The organism is Polynucleobacter sp. JS-Fieb-80-E5 (assembly GCF_018882015.1).
Taxonomy (GTDB): Bacteria; Pseudomonadota; Gammaproteobacteria; order Burkholderiales; family Burkholderiaceae; genus Polynucleobacter.
The window spans coordinates 40,328-57,459 of record NZ_JACVPH010000001.1 but is presented as its reverse complement, the minus strand read 5'-3'; the positions used below and the strand labels follow the sequence as shown (position 1 = coordinate 57,459).

At 43.9% G+C, this 17,132-nt stretch carries 19 protein-coding genes and 1 riboswitch; of the genes, 11 read left to right on the top strand and 8 right to left on the bottom strand.

Annotation, left to right across the window (positions count from 1 at the left end; genetic code table 11):
- The first annotated feature begins 34 nt into the window (after window positions 1–34).
- The 3 genes from ICN44_RS00245 to ICN44_RS00235 all read left to right on the top strand — a co-directional run bounded on the left by ICN44_RS00245 (window position 35) and on the right by ICN44_RS00235 (window position 4,274).
- Entirely contained in the window at window positions 35–676 is a 642-nt protein-coding gene (locus tag ICN44_RS00245; RefSeq protein ID WP_216261911.1) for a hypothetical protein, read from the top strand.
- On the top strand, window positions 673–1,026 hold the full coding sequence (locus ICN44_RS12375) for a M15 family metallopeptidase (RefSeq protein ID WP_216261909.1): 354 nt from the start codon (window positions 673–675) through the stop codon (window positions 1,024–1,026). The genes ICN44_RS00245 and ICN44_RS12375 overlap by 4 nt, the downstream gene beginning before the upstream one ends.
- 152 nt (window positions 1,027–1,178) lie before the next feature.
- On the top strand, window positions 1,179–4,274 hold the full coding sequence (locus ICN44_RS00235) for a TrlF family AAA-like ATPase (protein ID WP_216261907.1): 3,096 nt from the start codon (window positions 1,179–1,181) through the stop codon (window positions 4,272–4,274).
- A 111-nt stretch (window positions 4,275–4,385) separates the two neighbouring features.
- Here the strand turns inward: ICN44_RS00235 and ICN44_RS00230 are convergent, their stop codons facing one another.
- Both ICN44_RS00230 and ICN44_RS00225 read right to left on the bottom strand, forming a co-directional pair.
- Window positions 4,386–5,657 carry a site-specific integrase gene (locus ICN44_RS00230; RefSeq protein WP_216261906.1) on the bottom strand — a complete coding sequence of 424 codons (1,272 nt, stop codon included), beginning with the start codon at window positions 5,655–5,657 and terminating at the stop codon, window positions 4,386–4,388.
- 261 nt (window positions 5,658–5,918) lie between these two features.
- Window positions 5,919–6,191: a hypothetical protein gene (locus ICN44_RS00225; protein WP_216261905.1), complete on the bottom strand. Its 273-nt coding sequence runs from the start codon at window positions 6,189–6,191 to the stop codon at window positions 5,919–5,921.
- A 257-nt stretch (window positions 6,192–6,448) separates the two neighbouring features.
- A riboswitch (SAM-I-IV-variant riboswitch) is annotated at window positions 6,449–6,550 on the top strand.
- Between ICN44_RS00225 and ICN44_RS00220 the strand changes: the two genes are divergently transcribed.
- The 4 genes from ICN44_RS00220 (at window position 6,514) to ICN44_RS00205 (ending at window position 8,269) form a co-directional block, all read left to right on the top strand.
- A complete protein-coding gene (locus ICN44_RS00220) occupies window positions 6,514–7,023 on the top strand; it encodes a hypothetical protein (RefSeq protein ID WP_216261904.1) in 510 nt (169 codons plus the stop codon). Its footprint overlaps the riboswitch before it by 37 nt.
- Before the next feature lie 92 nt (window positions 7,024–7,115).
- Window positions 7,116–7,385, top strand: a complete 270-nt coding sequence (locus ICN44_RS00215) for a hypothetical protein (RefSeq protein ID WP_216261903.1) — start codon at window positions 7,116–7,118, stop codon at window positions 7,383–7,385.
- Window positions 7,375–7,863 (top strand): hypothetical protein, encoded by a 489-nt coding sequence (locus tag ICN44_RS00210; protein ID WP_216261902.1) that lies wholly within the window; start codon window positions 7,375–7,377, stop codon window positions 7,861–7,863. Before ICN44_RS00215 ends, ICN44_RS00210 begins: the two co-directional genes overlap by 11 nt.
- On the top strand, window positions 7,853–8,269 hold the full coding sequence (locus tag ICN44_RS00205) for a hypothetical protein (RefSeq protein ID WP_216261901.1): 417 nt from the start codon (window positions 7,853–7,855) through the stop codon (window positions 8,267–8,269). The genes ICN44_RS00210 and ICN44_RS00205 overlap by 11 nt, the downstream gene beginning before the upstream one ends.
- Before the next feature lie 8 nt (window positions 8,270–8,277).
- Here ICN44_RS00205 and ICN44_RS00200 read toward each other — a convergent pair whose 3' ends face one another.
- From ICN44_RS00200 to ICN44_RS00185, 4 genes are all read right to left on the bottom strand, one after another.
- Complete coding sequence (locus ICN44_RS00200) at window positions 8,278–9,249, bottom strand: YafY family protein (RefSeq protein ID WP_216261900.1); 972 nt, start codon at window positions 9,247–9,249, stop codon at window positions 8,278–8,280.
- A gap of 146 nt (window positions 9,250–9,395) precedes the next feature.
- Window positions 9,396–9,818 carry an HAD domain-containing protein gene (locus ICN44_RS00195; RefSeq protein WP_216261898.1) on the bottom strand — a complete coding sequence of 141 codons (423 nt, stop codon included), beginning with the start codon at window positions 9,816–9,818 and terminating at the stop codon, window positions 9,396–9,398.
- Window positions 9,815–10,369 carry a hypothetical protein gene (locus ICN44_RS00190; protein ID WP_216261897.1) on the bottom strand — a complete coding sequence of 185 codons (555 nt, stop codon included), beginning with the start codon at window positions 10,367–10,369 and terminating at the stop codon, window positions 9,815–9,817. Before ICN44_RS00190 ends, ICN44_RS00195 begins: the two co-directional genes overlap by 4 nt.
- Entirely contained in the window at window positions 10,366–10,671 is a 306-nt protein-coding gene (locus tag ICN44_RS00185; RefSeq protein ID WP_216261896.1) for a hypothetical protein, read from the bottom strand. Before ICN44_RS00185 ends, ICN44_RS00190 begins: the two co-directional genes overlap by 4 nt.
- Window positions 10,672–10,789: 118 nt before the next feature.
- On the opposite strand from ICN44_RS00185, the gene ICN44_RS00180 reads away from it, so the two are divergent.
- Genes ICN44_RS00180 through ICN44_RS00165 form a run of 4 tightly spaced genes read left to right on the top strand, consistent with a single transcriptional unit; the run spans window position 10,790 to window position 13,935 of the window.
- Entirely contained in the window at window positions 10,790–11,080 is a 291-nt protein-coding gene (locus ICN44_RS00180) for a hypothetical protein (RefSeq protein ID WP_216261895.1), read from the top strand.
- A gap of 18 nt (window positions 11,081–11,098) precedes the next feature.
- Window positions 11,099–11,494 (top strand): hypothetical protein, encoded by a 396-nt coding sequence (locus ICN44_RS00175; RefSeq protein ID WP_216261894.1) that lies wholly within the window; start codon window positions 11,099–11,101, stop codon window positions 11,492–11,494.
- Complete coding sequence (locus tag ICN44_RS00170) at window positions 11,491–13,419, top strand: DUF3857 and transglutaminase domain-containing protein (RefSeq protein WP_216261893.1); 1,929 nt, start codon at window positions 11,491–11,493, stop codon at window positions 13,417–13,419. Before ICN44_RS00175 ends, ICN44_RS00170 begins: the two co-directional genes overlap by 4 nt.
- Window positions 13,420–13,434: 15 nt before the next feature.
- Entirely contained in the window at window positions 13,435–13,935 is a 501-nt protein-coding gene (locus ICN44_RS00165; RefSeq protein WP_216261892.1) for a hypothetical protein, read from the top strand.
- A 230-nt stretch (window positions 13,936–14,165) separates the two neighbouring features.
- Here ICN44_RS00165 and ICN44_RS00160 read toward each other — a convergent pair whose 3' ends face one another.
- A complete protein-coding gene (locus ICN44_RS00160) occupies window positions 14,166–16,514 on the bottom strand; it encodes a VIT domain-containing protein (protein WP_216261891.1) in 2,349 nt (782 codons plus the stop codon).
- Window positions 16,511–16,918, bottom strand: a complete 408-nt coding sequence (locus ICN44_RS00155; RefSeq protein WP_255537281.1) for a helix-turn-helix domain-containing protein — start codon at window positions 16,916–16,918, stop codon at window positions 16,511–16,513. Before ICN44_RS00155 ends, ICN44_RS00160 begins: the two co-directional genes overlap by 4 nt.
- Between the last annotated feature and the right edge of the window lie 214 nt (window positions 16,919–17,132).

Genomic DNA, 17,132 nt, shown 5'->3' with positions numbered 1-17,132 from the left:
GGTGCGGCTGCGGGTGTTGAAGTAACCATGGTGTGTGGGCGCGCGTAACTGCGCCCCACTGCCAACACCAAAGAAAAGCCCAGGCGGAAGTGGGGCGGTGGACTTCCATATTCCAAGCATCAAGAAAAGAACCTATTACATGCTTCCAATCATCACATCTCTAGTACAAACCTTGGCCGTCAATGGCCTTGGCCTGCTTGCGGGCGCGGTACAAGCTAAAGGCAAAGAGTTTATTGAAAGCAAGATTGGGGTGCGCATTCCAGACAATCCCAGTCAGGAAGATCTCATCAAGCTCAAGCAGCTAGAGATTGAGCAAGAACAGTTGCTCCTGCAATACACACTCAAGCAGAAAGAGCTCGAAATAGAAGAATCCAAACTTCTAGCTGAGATGCATCGAGCTTCACAAGAAAATGCTACTAATCGCTGGCAATCTGATATGGGTAGCGATTCCAGGCTATCAAAGAACATCAGACCAGGAACGCTGGTTTATATCCTGACCGCCTACCTACTGTTCGCCCTGCTCTCAGCCATGGGGATAGATATCAATGAAGCCTATGTAAAGCTTCTGGGTGAATGGGGTCAGCTAGTCATGCTGGCTTACTTCGGCGGTAGATCAGTAGAGAAGATCTTTGAGATGCGCATGCATGGTTCAAATAAAAAAGAACAATCTAAGTGAATACAAAAGCAAGTGCTTTAGTAGCAGAACAGGCAGCCTTCCTGCTAGACGTCTGCAAACTCATTCAGTTTGCTACTGCGGAAGGGTGGGTTATTACAGGAGGAGAGCTCTGGCGCTCACCAGAGCAACAAGAGATCTACTTTAAGGGCGGTAGATCAAAGACTATGAATAGCAATCACCTAAGACGCTGCGCTATTGATCTCAATTTCTTCTGGAGGGGAAAGCTAGTTTGGGATAAGGAGTTACTTCGCACTGTCGGCGAATACTGGGAAAGCCTAACCCCCATAAATAAGTGGGGTGGGAATTTCAAGGGATTTGTAGATGTGCCGCATTTTGAGAGGGCTACATAAAATAAAAGAGTGCTAAAGAAACGCTATTGACTAAAATTAGCTGGTTTGATGGCCTTGTAATACTGCCCTGATTTTTTAACGATACTTTATCGTTATAGTGCGAGATACTTATTGTTATTAATGACACTTTAATTGCACAAAAGAGGTAGGTTATGGCATCTTCAAATCAGTTTGAACGCGGCTCAGAATGGCGTCAATGGGATCTTCATGTCCACACGCCGGCCTCCTTTCACTGGAAAGGTGTGAAATTTGATGCAGACCCCAGCGCCGATATCAACCGAACACTCGTTGATCAAATGATTAAGGCAATGAATGATGCGCAGCCTGCCGTATTTGCTTTAATGGATTACTGGACTTTTGATGGATGGTTTGCGCTGAAGCGGCGCCTTCAAGAGCCTGGCGCTCCGAAGTTGGATAAGATGGTGTTTCCTGGTATTGAGCTACGCCTCATGGCGCCAATGAAGACTGCTAATGGGCGTCTTAACGCTCATGTTCTTTTTTCAGACGAGACGCCAGATCAAGTGCTCCACGATTTCAAGGCCGCCCTTCGGCTTGCTATTGGCGGCCGCCCCTTATCGGACCCGGCCTTGGTCACGCTTGCTCAGGAAATGTCCGAAGATATTCTGAAGCTTCATGGATTCAAGCAGGTTGAGATGGCGGATAAGGCCGCAGCCCATCTAGCTGGAGCATCAATTGCAGAGGTTACTGCCGAAAGCTATCGCGATGCCATCAGTCAGGTTCCCGATGGACTTGCAGTTGGATTTATGCCATTCGACACGAGTGATGGGTTGGCAGATGTCCGGTGGGAGGAGCACTACGCTTACTTCATTAGTCTTTTTAAGACTTCTCCAATATTCGAATCTCGCGATTTGGATCTACGCTCCTGCTTTATTGGTGAGGAAACCGATAAGAACAAAGCTTTTCTGTCAAAGTTTCAAGAGAGTCTGGGCAATGTGCCTCGCCTTGTCGTTTCTGGTAGTGATGCTCATTGTTTCGTTGGGGTTAGCGGAGATAATGACAGGCGTGGCTATGGAGACTTCCCCTCGGGTAAAGTCACCTGGATAAAGGCTGACCCAACCTTTCATGGTCTACAGCAAGCCATTAAGGAGCCTTCAAAACGCTCTTTTATTGGTATACGTCCTTTGAAGCAGTTAGAGATTGACTCAAATAAAACTTTCTTCATTGATCGTGTCTTGATTAATAAGCGGGTAATGAGTGCTCCTGACCTATGGTTGGATGGGGTGGACTTGCCGCTGAATCCAGATCTAGTGGCTGTAATAGGAAATAAGGGTAGCGGGAAGAGTGCGCTTGCTGATGTCATTGCGCTTCTTGGAAACTCTCGGCAGAGCCTTCATTTTTCCTTTTTGCAAAAGGATCGCTTTAGGGGGAAATCTGGTGATCCCGCTAAGAACTTTGAGGGAAAGTTAGCCTGGCTGGATTCTACCGAAGAAGAGCGCAATTTAAATGATGACCCTCCAGCAGATAAAGTGGAAATGGTTCGCTACATACCACAGGGTCACTTTGAGGATCTTTGCAATGGCCATGTGAGTGGGACTTCAGATGCTTTTGAAAAGGAACTACGCTCCGTGATCTTTTCCCATGCTGGAGAATCTATTCGGCTTGGCGCTCTTGATTTTGATCAATTGATTGATCAACAGGAGAGTGGTTTTCGTATTCAATTAAATGATCTCCGCAAAGATCTTCATCGAGTAAACCAGGAGATTACATCTTTCGAGGAGCAACTTCAGCCAAATGTTAAGAGCTCATTGCAAGAGCTCCTACAAGTCAAGATGCGCCAAATCGAAGAGCATAATAAACTGAAGCCAGCCCTATTAACCAGGCCCGCATCAGCGTTGACGCTGGAACAGCAGCAGGCCGCATCACAAATTGAAGCAGTTGCCAATAAACTAAAAGCTCTTGAAGAGGTCGCTAATTTAAATAATGCGACTGAACTTGTTCTGGCGGGAAAACTTAAGGCCATACAGAATGTGCGTGATCGACTAAGAATCTTAGAGCGCGCACACAAACAGTTTATTAATGATGCGGCGGCGGATCTGAGTATTCTCGCATTAGACCCAAATGAAATAGTTGCGGTCACCTTAAATAGTCAAGTGCTTGATCAAATTGAGATATCGATCCCTGTCGAGCAATTGAGATTGCAGGCCAATACTCAAGCAGCGGCTATACAAAAATCTGAGCTGCAAGCAGAGCAGGCTTTATTAAATGCCAAGTTGAACGCACCTCAACTAGCCTATCAGCAGAACCTAACGGCACAAGAAGCTTGGAATGCAAGGCTTGGGGAGCTAACTGGAACGGCGGAAATTCCAGATGCATTGAATGGTCTGCAGACTCGCATTAAGCAGATTGAAGAGCTTCCCTCTAGGTTAAGTGCCCATCGCAAATTACGGCTTCAGCTTACTGGAGAAATATTTGGAGTTCTTGAGGCGCAGCGACAATCTCGTGAGGATTTATTTAGGCCAGTTCAGGATCTAATTCAAGGGAATGATTTAATTCGAGATGAGTACAAGCTGCAGTTCCAAGCGGCGCTTGGTGGCTCGGCCGATATTATTGCAGATGCACTTTTTGAGCTCATTAAGCAAAATACAGGTGAGTTTCGCGGCGCAGATGAAGGGTATTCAACTGTGCGTAGCATAGCTGATAAATATAATCTCAACGCATGCAGTGATGTTCAAGATTTTGTTTCTGATTTACACGCAAGAGTTGAGGCTGCGGCAGAAGGAAGAACTGTTGTTGGAATTGTTCCATTATTGAGAAAAGATAAAACTTCAACAGACGTTTATGACTTACTTTTTGGCCTCTCATTTCTTGAACCTCGTTATTCTTTGCTTTTTCAAGACACGCAGATCGAGCAACTCTCCCCAGGGCAACGTGGAGCATTACTACTGATTTTTTACCTCCTAGTAGATAAAGGGCGAAATCCAATTATTCTTGATCAGCCCGAGGAGAATCTCGACAATGAGACCGTAGTTAGCTTGCTTGTTCCCGTGCTCACGGAGGCAAAGAAACGGCGACAGATTATTATGGTCACACATAATCCAAATCTTGCTGTTGTTTGTGATGCGGAGCAGATAGTCTGCTCAGAATTTGATCGTAAGGGTGGGTTAAAGATATCGTATATTGCAGGGTCAATCGAAAATCCTGTGATCAATGGACATGTAGTTAAGGTGCTTGAGGGGACAATGCCAGCCTTCAACAATCGTCGAATTAAATACCATTCCCTCAAGTAAATTTAGTTATTGTGGGTGCAAAAATTTCATTTCCTTTGCTATGCGTTAAAAAATTAATGAGTTTTATGCAATAGCCACCTTAAAAATCTCTATACATAGATCTACGCTGCTTTATAGAGGACAAGATCTATCGGTAATATAAATTCTCCATTCTTCCATCAATTTTGCCCGCCTCTCTAATTGATCCTGCCTTCTATAGGCAGCTTCAGACTTATTTTTAATAGTGTGAGCCAACGCAAGCTCCACAGTCTCATTTGGATAGTCAGTAGTTTCTGCAGCCCAGTCTCTAAAAGTCGATCTAAATCCATGAGGAACATATTGGGCATATGCCGGCATTCTCTTCATGATGGCAATTAAAGACATATTCGATATGTTGTCTTTATTGTGATGCTTACTCGGAAATAAAGAGTTATTTGTCCGATGCTTGGAGAGGTATTCATATATCTCGACTGCTCGAGTACTTAATGGCACACGATGCGCCTTACCAGCCTTCATCCTTTCAGCTGGAATTGTCCAAACCTTATTCTCAATATCAAATTCATCCCATTTCGCATTGAGTACTTCACTTGTGCGGGTAGCCGTAAGAATCAAAAACTCAAGAGCAAGTACAGAAAAGCCACTCTTTATTCTGAGCTCTCTCATGAATTCGCCGATTTGCTGAAATGGCAGGGCGGGGTGATGACTTTTCTTCTGAATCTTATTGGCTTTAGGCAGTAGATGGGCCAGGGCACCTTTAAGGCGGGCCGGATTATCACCCTTGATATATTCATGGGCCTTGCACCAGTCAAAGATCACTTCAATTCGTTGCCGTACTCGGGTAGCAGTTTCAGTGCGGATATTCCAGAAGGGTCCCTCAACTTCACCAGACTTCTTTTTAATCTCTTGCTCAAGTAGCTTGGCAATATGACCGGTATTGATCTGATCAACTCTCATCTTGCCAATCTTTGGGGTGACGAAAGTTGCTATGGTGTTTTCCCATTGATCAGCATGCTTTGCATTTTTCCATTCAGACCTTTTACCTTTAATGCATAGCTCAGCAGCTTTTGCAAAGGTAATGCCATCATTAATTGCATTTGTAGCCTTGCTACGTGCTTTAGATCGCTCTTCAGCAGGATCAATTCCTTCCAAGACCATTTTCCTGAGATCAAGGCTTGCTCTACGTGCCTCAGCTAAGGATCGAGAATCTAGGGAGCCTAGACCCATTTCACGGCGTTTAAGTAGGGTGGGGCTGGTGTAGCGAAAGATCCAGCTACGCTTATAGTCGCTAACACCCTTAAAAACCTGGATATACAGGCCCTTGGATTCGGGGTCGGCATGGTATCCAGGAGTTACTATTGAACCAAGACCTCGCGCTGTAAAGCTGATTTTTCTACTCTCTTGCAACGCCGCTCCCCATGTTTTGTACCCACCACTCTACCCACCAGCAATGCATAGATTTTAATGGGTTAGAGTGGGCTGCTCAGGAGTAGGGGCAACCTTCAAAGGCATATATTTAAAGGGTTTATGGTCAAGAGTAGAGTGTCTTGGAGGGGCAAAATCTAGACACCTCTTCCGCCAATATGCATATAGAAAACCCAGTAAATTCAATGATTTACTGGGTTTTTTGTTGCCAATATTTTCCCTAGTACCCACATTGGTACCCACTTATTCTTCAAATCGTTCCCTGGTTAGGGGTAGATTTTCTAGCTTATCTCTTGGTGGTGGTGTGGCTGTTCTATTGTGACGCTGCTGGTCTTCTGACGCCGCCTCAAACTCTCTGATGCGCTGCAGCTCCTGTTCTTTGGCCTCGGCTAGCTTGGATGCTGGAATGACCTTGCCATCCTTGATAAGGCGCTCCAGTTGATATTCCTTGAAGGTTTGAGTTTTAATCTTGCCAGCGAATTGGGTATCGCTATTGTCTGAGCTATCGAAGTCCATGCATTTACTCTAACAAAATTATTGATGGGTACCCCCTTAGCAATTCCCTAGGAGTAGACCCCCACCCACCCGGTACCCCCATTTTCTAAAAAAGGTCCCCCGATTCACCCTTACACATTGATCCGCTCAAACGATTGAAAATTTTTTTCTTTATGTCCAAGATTTAACAAATATTTACATTTCAATAAATGTCGACTTATTTAAATGCCAATGACACAAAAATAAATAGTTAATTTTTCGAAAGCCTTTGTATAATAAAAAAACATCAAGAGATGGCTTTGTCGCCACAGCAACCTGCTAACGCTAGTAAGGTGCTAAAAAGATGAGACCCAATACAGCGGGTAATCAAAAGCGACAAACCCACCCATTGGTGGGTTTTTTATTGGGCCAAAGCTTCTCTAGCTCAATATTTGAGCTCCCAAGTCTTGATAATTTGTTGGTAGAGATTAATCATTTATTTGGAGGTCTTATGCGCGATTACACATACTTAGGCGGTGCCCGTTTTACAGTCAACAACATATTTCGCAGTTTGCGTTTTGATGTCGATAGGCTGGATCTCAGTTGGGTCGAGGACGAGAAACCTGAATTTACTAGAGGTCTAAGAGTAGTTGATAACGATGATTCAAATACTGTAACTCTTGATGGCGAAGATGCTGACAACCTAATCTTTAGTTTGGCCTACGCGTTTAACAAGCAAGATGGCTTTGAGAATTTCAGAGCGGCGGTAGATGAGTACCTCAAGGTTGCTATTGCAACTAAGCAATATTTGATCACCGGTCAAAAAAAAGATCCAGAAGGAAAGCCTGAGGTGACTGAGGCTGTAATTCACTAGAAGTGAGTAGATCAACATTAAGCATTAAGGGCGGATTTAAACCGACTTGCCAAGCCCTGACATCTGTCGAATTGGCTAAAGAGGAGAAGTGAATGAATATTCAATTAATACACATAGAGCAGTTAACTAAAAGCCCGCACATTTTTAAACCCCCGCATTCTTCTGACTATCAATACATTGGCATTGCTATCGAAGACCAGGGGTTTCATTACTACTGGGCTAGAGGTATTAGCTTACGCATTACCGAGCAGGAGTATCAATACATTAAGTCCAATCCAAAGTTGTATTATTTTTCCACTGCTTTAAAGCTACACCTAAAAATAGACCGACATCTTCATAGTGAGGCCTTTGATGGACTTTGATCGACCTGGTTTGATTGCACTCATCAAAAGCGAGTTCAAGCTTGATTGGCAAGGTATACATGGGGCTAATCACTGGGCGAGGGTGCTCAACCACGGAAAAAATATTGGTCAGATCCGCAAGGCAGACTTGCTGGTGGTTGAGCTCTTTGGTTTCTTGCATGACAGCTGCCGCTTAAATGATGGCCAAGATCCTCAGCATGGTGAACGCGCGGCAGAATTTGCTCACGGTATTCACGGGGATTACTTTGATTTACAACCACTGCAGCTTGATTACCTTTGCTATGCGCTACGCCATCACTCTGGTGGCGAAGTATCGATCAATAGGACGATACAAACTTGCTGGGATGCAGATCGATTAGATCTGGGAAGGGTGGGGGTCTTTCCATCACCACAATTTCTCTCACAAGAGGCCGCGCTCTTTATTGATCTAGCGTATGACTGGAGTACTCAAGCACCAAGGAAGCCGCATGTCAGATAACAATGACTCAGGCGGCATTATTGGCGCCATTATTTCCATTTTCATATTGGTGGCAATCTGGCCATATCTTCTCGCATTGCTCGGCATCTACCTTGCCTACTTAGCTGTATTGGCAATACTGGCTTGGATTGCGGAAAACTGGCTGATAACAGCGGCGTTCGCAATGGGCGTTCTATCGATCTACAGCATCTTTCGATACCAACTTATCGGCAAGGCTTGGCGTTATGTACTTTCCAAGGCCCAAGAAAAACCATCTGAAGTATTACTTGAAAACTTGCCAGAAAGAAAGTTCATCCCTTCAACCAACCTATATTGCTATTGGTGCACCAAGAAGTTGGGGATTCAGGCCTGGGAAAAAGATGGCAAGTACTATTGCAGAAGTTGCAGTGAAAAACTAACTAAGTAGTTAAACTTTTAAGCGTAACCTTTTAGCGCCTTCTCAAGCTCTGCCTTCACTTTGTTCTTCAGGCTAACCGGCCCAATCACCTCAACACCGGAGCCATGTTTGAGAATGTCCATGATCAACTCTGGATCTTGGTTGAAATCAAATTCGAGGTTGTAGTAACCGTCTTTATCAAAGCTACCCACTTGTTGACCATGCCAATGTTCACCAGCAACCCAGCGGGAATGTTCTGGTGTAAAGCGTAGCTTTGCTCTCTGTGTGGCCTTACCAGAGAAGATGCCATAGCTTTCAGCAAAGTGTTCGTGGCAATCTTTTTCAGCCACTTCTTGCGCCTTTTTATTAGTTAATACTGCACTGCGAATGCCGTCAATTGCAAAGCTACGTAAATCGTTGCGTAGATGACAGTAAGCATCCAGATACCAATTCTCCCGGTAATAGATCAGGCGCTGCGGAGAGATCTCTCTGTTGGTGTCCTCACCCTTACCTTTAGAGTAGTAGGCGATCTCGAGGCGATTGCGCTTAAGTAGGGCTGCACCGATTTCAGAGAAGTTCTCAATCGAGTTCTTACGTGACCCTATGCCAATGACTTTAATGCGTTTGCGCAATTCTTTGGCGCTAGTTTCACTTTGACCCAAGATGCCATCGATGATGGCCGTGAGTGGTTCGATATGGGGACCAATTAAACCCGCCTGATCTAAGGATGAGAGAAGGTGCTGCATTAGCACTAGGGCAGTGGCTTCTTTTTCAGAGAACCACAGCCCAGGCATCTCAATCTTATTAATGTCGCTGCCATCCTTGAACTTATAACCTCCTAGAAAGCGGTCATACTCAATATCGGCCTTAGAGCGAGAGCGCAAATACTCTAAATCCCGCTTGAAAGTAGCCTTAGAGATCTCTAGTTCATCCAAGAAGTCCTCGATCGGCACACATTTACGCTGTTGAATCATGTACTTAATGCGATGTAGGCGTTCCATATCACTCATAAGGACTCCAAACAGGTGTTTTTGTGGTTTTAAGAACTACAAGTACTTTATAGCTCATTTCGTGAGCTAGTAGGTCATTAATCTATCAAAAATGAGAAATAAATTAACAAAGCGAGCACGCATTTTTTACTAATACCGCATCACTTTTAACTTGCTAAGCTTAGCCAGCGTTGGAGATTATCTATTTCACGTGGGCCAATCCCCGTATTGGGATTGCAACGAATGAGCTCCTGGCAGTGAGGGGGAAACTCCCAGTAAGAATCATCTAGCGCTTTCCAGTCAGCCAAACCATGTATGCGTAAATAGCACTGGATTTCATGAAAGCGAGGATGTTTACCGACTATTGGTGCCCCAGTAGTGCCAACAATCAAATCCGCAATACCTTGTGGGAGAACTTTTTGAAGTTTCTCCAGACTATGGGTAAAGCGCCAACTAGAAGAAACCACAATACCCAAAGCGGTGTCTGCTAGAACTTCCTCAAGCAGGCCGACTCGACTAAATGGATCTTCCCCTGCAAAGCCAGTGGGATGCAAGACGCCATCGAAGTCTAAAAAAAGTAATTTATTCACGCTAAATCAGCAAACTCAAGCCACTCATGCCTACAAGCATGACATCTTCTGGAGCTGGGATATTTAGGTAAGGGCGAATCACCTAGCTCAGGTTGTTTCACCACTCTTTGTTTGAAGTATTCCCCGCGCTTCTTCCCGCATTTAGGACAATATAAATCGATGGTCATGGGAGAAGCCTTGGGATCGTCATTTAAGTGCGCCTCAAAACTCATCGCAGTAATCCATTCTGGAGATTGCATGGTTTTACATGGCACCCTCAGGTTCTCAATCTGAAAGACATCACCGTTTACGGCAAGTCTCACAGTCTTGCCGGTAGGCCGAGCAGCCAAAAAGGATAAAACAACCCCAGAGTTCACCTCAATATAGCCGGACCAGTTTGCCTTCTCCACTAGGCACCTCGTCTGAATGCCTCTGACACAAAAAATCGCCTCGCCATTAAATAGCGCGATATAGAGACCTTCTGCCAAAGAGGCTTTGGTGGTCTTTCTGGGTTTAAGTCTTTTTAATACCGTTAAAAACTCCTCGGTATCAATGATCATTTCGGCATTCATTGCTTTTGACTAGGTGAGTAGCCAATCCGATTGCCGTTGTTATCAAAGACATTGGTCACGCCAGTAGGGGATTGCGTTTCATAACCAATGCGATTGCCACTGTTGTTATATACCCCGTTAGTAGCATTCCAATTATTGGCAGAGTTATTCCAGTTGTTGGGACTGTTCTGCCAGTTATTGGGTGAGTTGTTCCAATTATTCTGAGAGTTATTCCAGTTATTGGGCGAGTTATCCCAATTGTTTACCTGGGCACTAGCGGTGCCAGCAAGTAGTAATGACAAGATCAATATGGCGCGTTTCATGGATTGCTCCTTTGGGTAAGAAGTATTTAGATTAAAACCAGCAAAGCTCATCTAATGAGCTAGAAGCTCAAGAAAATGAAAAAACTAAGCAATTTCATAGAGAGCCCAATAAAACCAAATGCTGACCAGTGCCCTCATTCTCATGACCCTAATGCCACTTCAGATATCACCTAGAGGGGGATCAGCCACATCCTTTAATAGGCCAATTACAGTAGCAGCGTTTATTGATACCGCAAAAATCTTAGGCCTACCCAAGTTTAGGCTCCGAGATGGAAAAGGTAATCCATACCTGCCAGATAAAGTCCTATTACAAGAGCCTCTGGCCACCATCCATGATCACGCAGGCATTGTGTTTGTGAGTGAAGTAAGTAAACGCAAGGCATACATCCTTTCTTATGTACGTAGATAACAAATACCAGGACTAGATATGGCAATTGCAACCGAGTTTATTGATTTCATTGTGCCTATTGAGACTATTCGCCAGAAATATCCTGGCGGGTGGGAGCAATGCCTAAAAGATCATGAGAATCTCATGAATGGTCGCGTCTGGTTTGACGAGCATTTATTTCGCGATGGTGCAATGGGGCCTTTGGACATTGAATCTATTGTTGAGCGATGGGAGGCGATGGGGTTTGAGGGCATCATTGAAAAAGACGGCAAGAAATATTGGAAAGATATGTGTGTTTGCGAGGGATTATTCGGCGGGGCAACACTTGCTTGTGATTGGCTAGGGTTTGATCCGGAGACTAGATCTGCTTACCTAGTGGGTACTGAGGCTGGAGAGATTATTTATTCCAATCGCAGTTATGAGGATAAGCCATGAAGGCTATTATTCAGTCAGCAGTAGCGGTATTCATAGCCTTTGCCACTTTATTTGGATTGGCATATGTAGGAGTAACGAGTGCCAATAACTCAGATCTAGAGCCCTTATCAGCCATAGAGCGCTCCATTGTGAATGAGACCATCTACCCAGATGGCAAAGTAGTCGAAATCAATGAGCTCACCAAACTCGTGAAGTCACAATTAATTGTGGATTCGGCATCGTCAGCAGATCTACCTTTTAATTCGAGTACGGCCAGTCTTGAAGTTATTGAGGCTTATACGATTACGCCCCAAGGCAAAAAGATATCAGTCCAACAATCGGCCATCAGAACGGTAGAGGACGATAACAGTCAGGGCGCCGCATTCTTCTCCGATCAAAAGCACAAAATTATTGTCTTTCCTAATGTGACCCCAGGGTCTAAGACGTATTACAAAACCAAACTCACTACTTTTAAGTCGCTCTTGCCAGGCTATTTCTATACCAAGTTCAACTTCGCACCTTATGTTGAGAATCAAGGCTTTGAATACACCTTAACCTATCCAGAAGATCTCAAGCTTTATGTTGATACCAAGGGTATCGGCGGTGGAGATGAGGAAGTCATTGGCGATGGCACTAAGCGCATGCGTTTTACCTATAAAAATCTCAAGTTTGCCGCGAAAGAACAATTAGAGGTCGGTCTAGATGACTACGCACCGCACATTTATATATCCACCTTCCCAAGTCAGGCAGCATTTGCAAAAGTCTATGAAGCCAAAATTAAAGATAAGGTAAAAGTAACGCCCCAAGTTCAAAAGCTAGCCGATGAGATTACTAAAGGCATTAAGCCGTCAAAGGATGGGGAGGCCAAGGCTGCAATAGAGGCTGAAAAAGACTTCAAACAGCAGCAAGCCAGAGCGATCTATAACTGGGTCTCACGCAATATTCGATATGTCGGAATCTATTTAGATGACGGCAGCATTACCCCGCATGATGCCAATAGCATTATTGATAATCGCTACGGTGACTGCAAAGACCACAATGCCTTGCTCATTGCACTGCTGGCCGCTAAAGGCATTAAAGCCAGTAGCGCGCTGATTAATGCTGGCAGTAGCTTTACCGTTCCTAAATACCCTGTGGTTGGGCCATTCAATCACGTCATTACCTATATCCCTGCATGGGATCAATATCTAGACTCCACAGCTGAGATGGCGCCGTATGGCTTGCTGCCAGAAGACGAAGTGCATAAACCCACTTTAATTACTGACTTGGGAAAGATTGGCCGCACCCATAAACCGGATATGGATCTCAACCGCACCATCACTGGCATGGTGATGACAATCCAGAAGGATGGACGTATTAAAGGTGAGGCGCACTCGATGTACTTTGGTAGCGCTGAAATTGCAGCACGCTATAAATATGAAGGCTTGAACACTACCTTATCTGAAAAAATCGCCAGTACTCAACTAGCAAAATTTCGGCAAACCGGTGAGGGCAAACTTAAGAGCACCTCAGTCTATAACCTAGATGAACCCCTCACCACCGATTCCAAGTTTACACTCGATGCAGTGAGTAATTTCCCCGGTCCTGGTGCCATGACGGTGCCAGTAGGGCTAGCACCAGGTGAGCTTGCAACTATTGCCAATGATAGGCCCCCAGAAGCTTTTAAACGTCCTTATCGATGTGCCACCAAATTGGTCAATGAAGCCTATCTCATTACATTTCCAAGTAATGTAAAAGTAACTCACATACCAGCAGAAACTCATTATAAAAAGGGCTATATCCAATATGACGCCAGCTACGCATTGGATGGCAGTACGGTAAGCGTTAAGCGTAGACTGATGGTCGAAAGACCCTCAGCAGTCTGCCAGCCCCAAGAGCTACAAAAGTGGAAAGACTTCTACCAAGTATTCATCAAGGATATGAGAGGGCAGATCTTTTATGAATAAGGTCTTGCAATAAGGATGGCAAAGATTGAATTACTTTTTGGGGGTCCAATTGCCCATGATGAGGAAATCTCGGTCGAGAATTATGCGTATAACTGGGATGTGTCGATTGAGACTGCGGTAATACGACAATTTCGTTTCTGGATTAATCATTTATCAAGCAAGAAAAATGATGATGACGATACCTTTTTTGAATTATTGCTTTTTATTGGCATCAATCAAATGCTCAGGCTACCTAAGATTACTGCTGGCACCTATCGACACAGGGGCTTTGTATTGCCCAAAATGATTGTTCATGGCGATTGCGGGTTTGATAAAGAGACTGGCCAATCCGTTTTTCTGAACGATACGTATATCAATATGATTGGCAGCAATTTTGAGGATGAGATTGCGTATGAATACTATGAATATGAGCGTAGCGGGCTCGTGACCGCTCCTAAAGGGCAGACAATCTACCTCTTGGGCGATAAACCTCATATCTTTGATGCTGGGAATTTTTATGAAGCCAAGGTGAGTTGAGAGAAAAGAAATTGCCGGTCTTTCCCGGCTGTCGGCTTGCTCGTACCCGAAAGGAGATCTCAGGGGGATGAGAAAAAAGAGTACGCAAGCAGATATGGTTTTTTCAATGAAAAGACTATGTCTTCAGGCTTCAAGGCACTCATACCTAATCCTCTTGGCCGCTACAAATATCAAGCAATCAACTAAATCAATAACCTAGCACTACCCAATACACATCAAAACTGTTACCCTCAGAATTTAGGCTTAAGCAAATCAAAAACTCGATTAACTACATCTAATCCGGTGTTAAATAGCTTTGGATCTAATTCATTCACCAATAGCTCAATAGTCTCTTTGGTTTTTTCATTCCAGGTAATGGCATCAGACAATTTAAATAAGACCCAAGACATCACAATGGTCCAAGCCTGCTCGCTACTCATGGACTCTTGAAGCTTATCGAGGGCATATTTCAGCTCATCGCTTAATAGGTGGCTTTCTACTAACTTCACAAATGAACAAATTTGATTTCTATTTTGAAGATCATGATTAGCTATAGAAACAATGTCATGAGGTAGAAGCGGATCAATCTTGGCGGGAGGCATGTGATCAGCATTAGCTTGTTTTCTTAAAAAAGCGGGTATTTCAAAATAATCTGCCGCTCTATCAAGTAATGATTTTGGTCTATCAAATGAATCAAGGCTAGATGATGTGTCTGCCTCTCGGCTTGATCTAAATACTCTTGGCAAATCATATTGGCTGTAATCAATATTATTGGAAGGAACTCTGCAAGCGCTAACTGAGGCCATGGAATATTGGATGCTATCTTGCATAGGGGCCATGCAGTGCAGCACTGTTTCTTGAACTGTACCTGCGCCCCCCCAACCAGCAGCTTGCATCTGCGCAATCTTTTGAAGTTCAGGCATATCAGTTGCTTTTTCTTCGACGCTTCTTACATGCACCAAAATACAATTGGTTTGTTCAGTTATGAGTTGATATTCTAGGGCTAAACAAAGTTGTTTTTCTTCGGTTAGTGCGCTTAATCTTTGTGATGCGCCTAAGCGAGCAAGATTCCCGTCATTGGCTTGAGTAATTGAGTTTGCACCAACACCAATTCGTTCTGAGCTAGCCCCAAGTTGATAGCTTAAGTGTGCAGGCTTGTTTGGAATGCTTTTGAATCCCGCAAATACGTGATGAGTATTGCCGCTGAAAATGGCAGTGTTAGTTCCCACAGTCCATTCTGGGGTCTCATTTGTTCCCCAATTGATCTCAATCTCTTTAGCTCTTGGTAGATGAATGCGATTAAACATCCGCACAATCGCTTTTTCAATATCTTCTTTAGGAGAGACTAATTCACAGGCGCCCCCAGTCATCTCGGCCAATTCGCGTAGCAATGTTTCAGCGGGAGAGGTACCCACACCAACGGCAAATATGCGATGACCTGAATTCTTAGCTGCAGCAATGATGTTTGAGGTATCCCAAACTTCACCATCGGTAATGAGTAAGACGTCTGCCTTTTTCTCAGTACCTTTTAATTTGAAGGTAGATAGTAGGGCGTCTTCAATTTCTGTGCCGCCCATATTTGCTTCAGTATTGCTTACCAATAATGAGGCGGTGCCAATATTGAATTGATTGACTGGCTTAAGGCTAGAGAATTCATGTTTGACCTTGCTACCAAATAGGGAGTAGCTAAAACGGTCATCCTCACGTAGATTACTTAAAACATGATGTAAAGCTCTTTTAGCTGATTCAATGCTATCTCCTGCCATAGAGCCTGAACAATCAACCAAAATCTTAATATCAGCACTAAGCTCTTTTTGATTGGCAAGAGCGGGAGGGCAAAAGCTAGCTAATACTGTACAGCCTTCAGGACCCATTTGCTTATCAGGAGTCACAATAAAGAAAGACTCATTTTCGAGTTTGCTTAGATTAAGAATAAAGTCACGATCTAAGAAACCAGAGCGGGCTAGACCTACCTCAAGACCTTTTTCACTCGTTGTCACTTGAACTTGGTGAGAAGGACACTCAACAGTCGCTTTTTCCATGCCACCACTAAGGAGTAGGGAGAGTGAGAATGGATATTCAACTAAGAAGTCTGTTTCTACTCCATGATGCTTTTTAATTCCACCTTGGCTACTATCGCCATAACGAGGGGCAATGGTAGTCGGAAGGGTTAGTCTTACATGACCTTCTTCAAATCTCAGTAATTGAGAATAGGTATATTCAATAACAGCTTCTTCTTTGGGTTTGAGACTGCCTAAGTTGACGGTATAAAGTCCATCAGAATTTTTCTCCAGCATGATTGGCGCATCGCCTTTGCTGATAGCATTTTCATACTGCTCTTCAGCATCTTTCTTTTCAGTTACGACACCGCTTAAGCGCTTACCGCCCATCTCAACACTTAAATCCATGAAGGTAGCACCCCAACCCATAGGGAAGGTATAAACAGTCTCTAAGGTTTTCTTAGTGGTGTTTTTATATTGCTGGCGAATAGTCATCTCTAATAGAAGGCCTTGTACCTTGCCTTTTGCGCTAACGGATTGCAATGCCATTTGCTCGCCATCATCAGTGCTTAAACCAACTACTTCATCCAATTCAATCATTGCGAATCCTTTTTCACTTGTTCATATGCCTGCAATACACCTTTTAAAAATTGGCGTAATTGCTCAGGGCTAAGTTCAGCTGTTTCTGGTGATACCTGCAGCTCAATACCATTCGCTACCCAAAGGTGGCTTCGCACTTCCACATGGCCTGGTCTTTTAGATCTTTCAGGCAGGGCAAGGGGTTCGCCGGATAGCACTTCTCGAATTCGTTCAAGCGATATCCCGGATTCAGATAACTGCTTGATACGAAGGATCTTCTCAAGGTGGGAGCTCACATAATGAGCTGCCCGGGTTTGTCCTATTGGCTTATCTAATAGGCCAATTTGGATGTAATACCGCAAAGTCCTAGAACTAAGGCCCGATAGGGCGCAAAGCCCCTCAAAAGTGTATTTTTTGTCTTCCATGAGCATATATTAACACAAGTACTGTTAATATATGATGTAAATATAACATTTTTACAAAGGGTAAATAAGAGAGTGGGTAGCTCAATATATGAGCTGTAAAAAAATTAATATAGACAGGATCATCCAATGAGCCAAAAGTCTTCCAAATTGATTCTGATTTAGATAAATATCAATGTAAATCAAGTTAATATCAGACGGTAAATCTGAAAAAAAA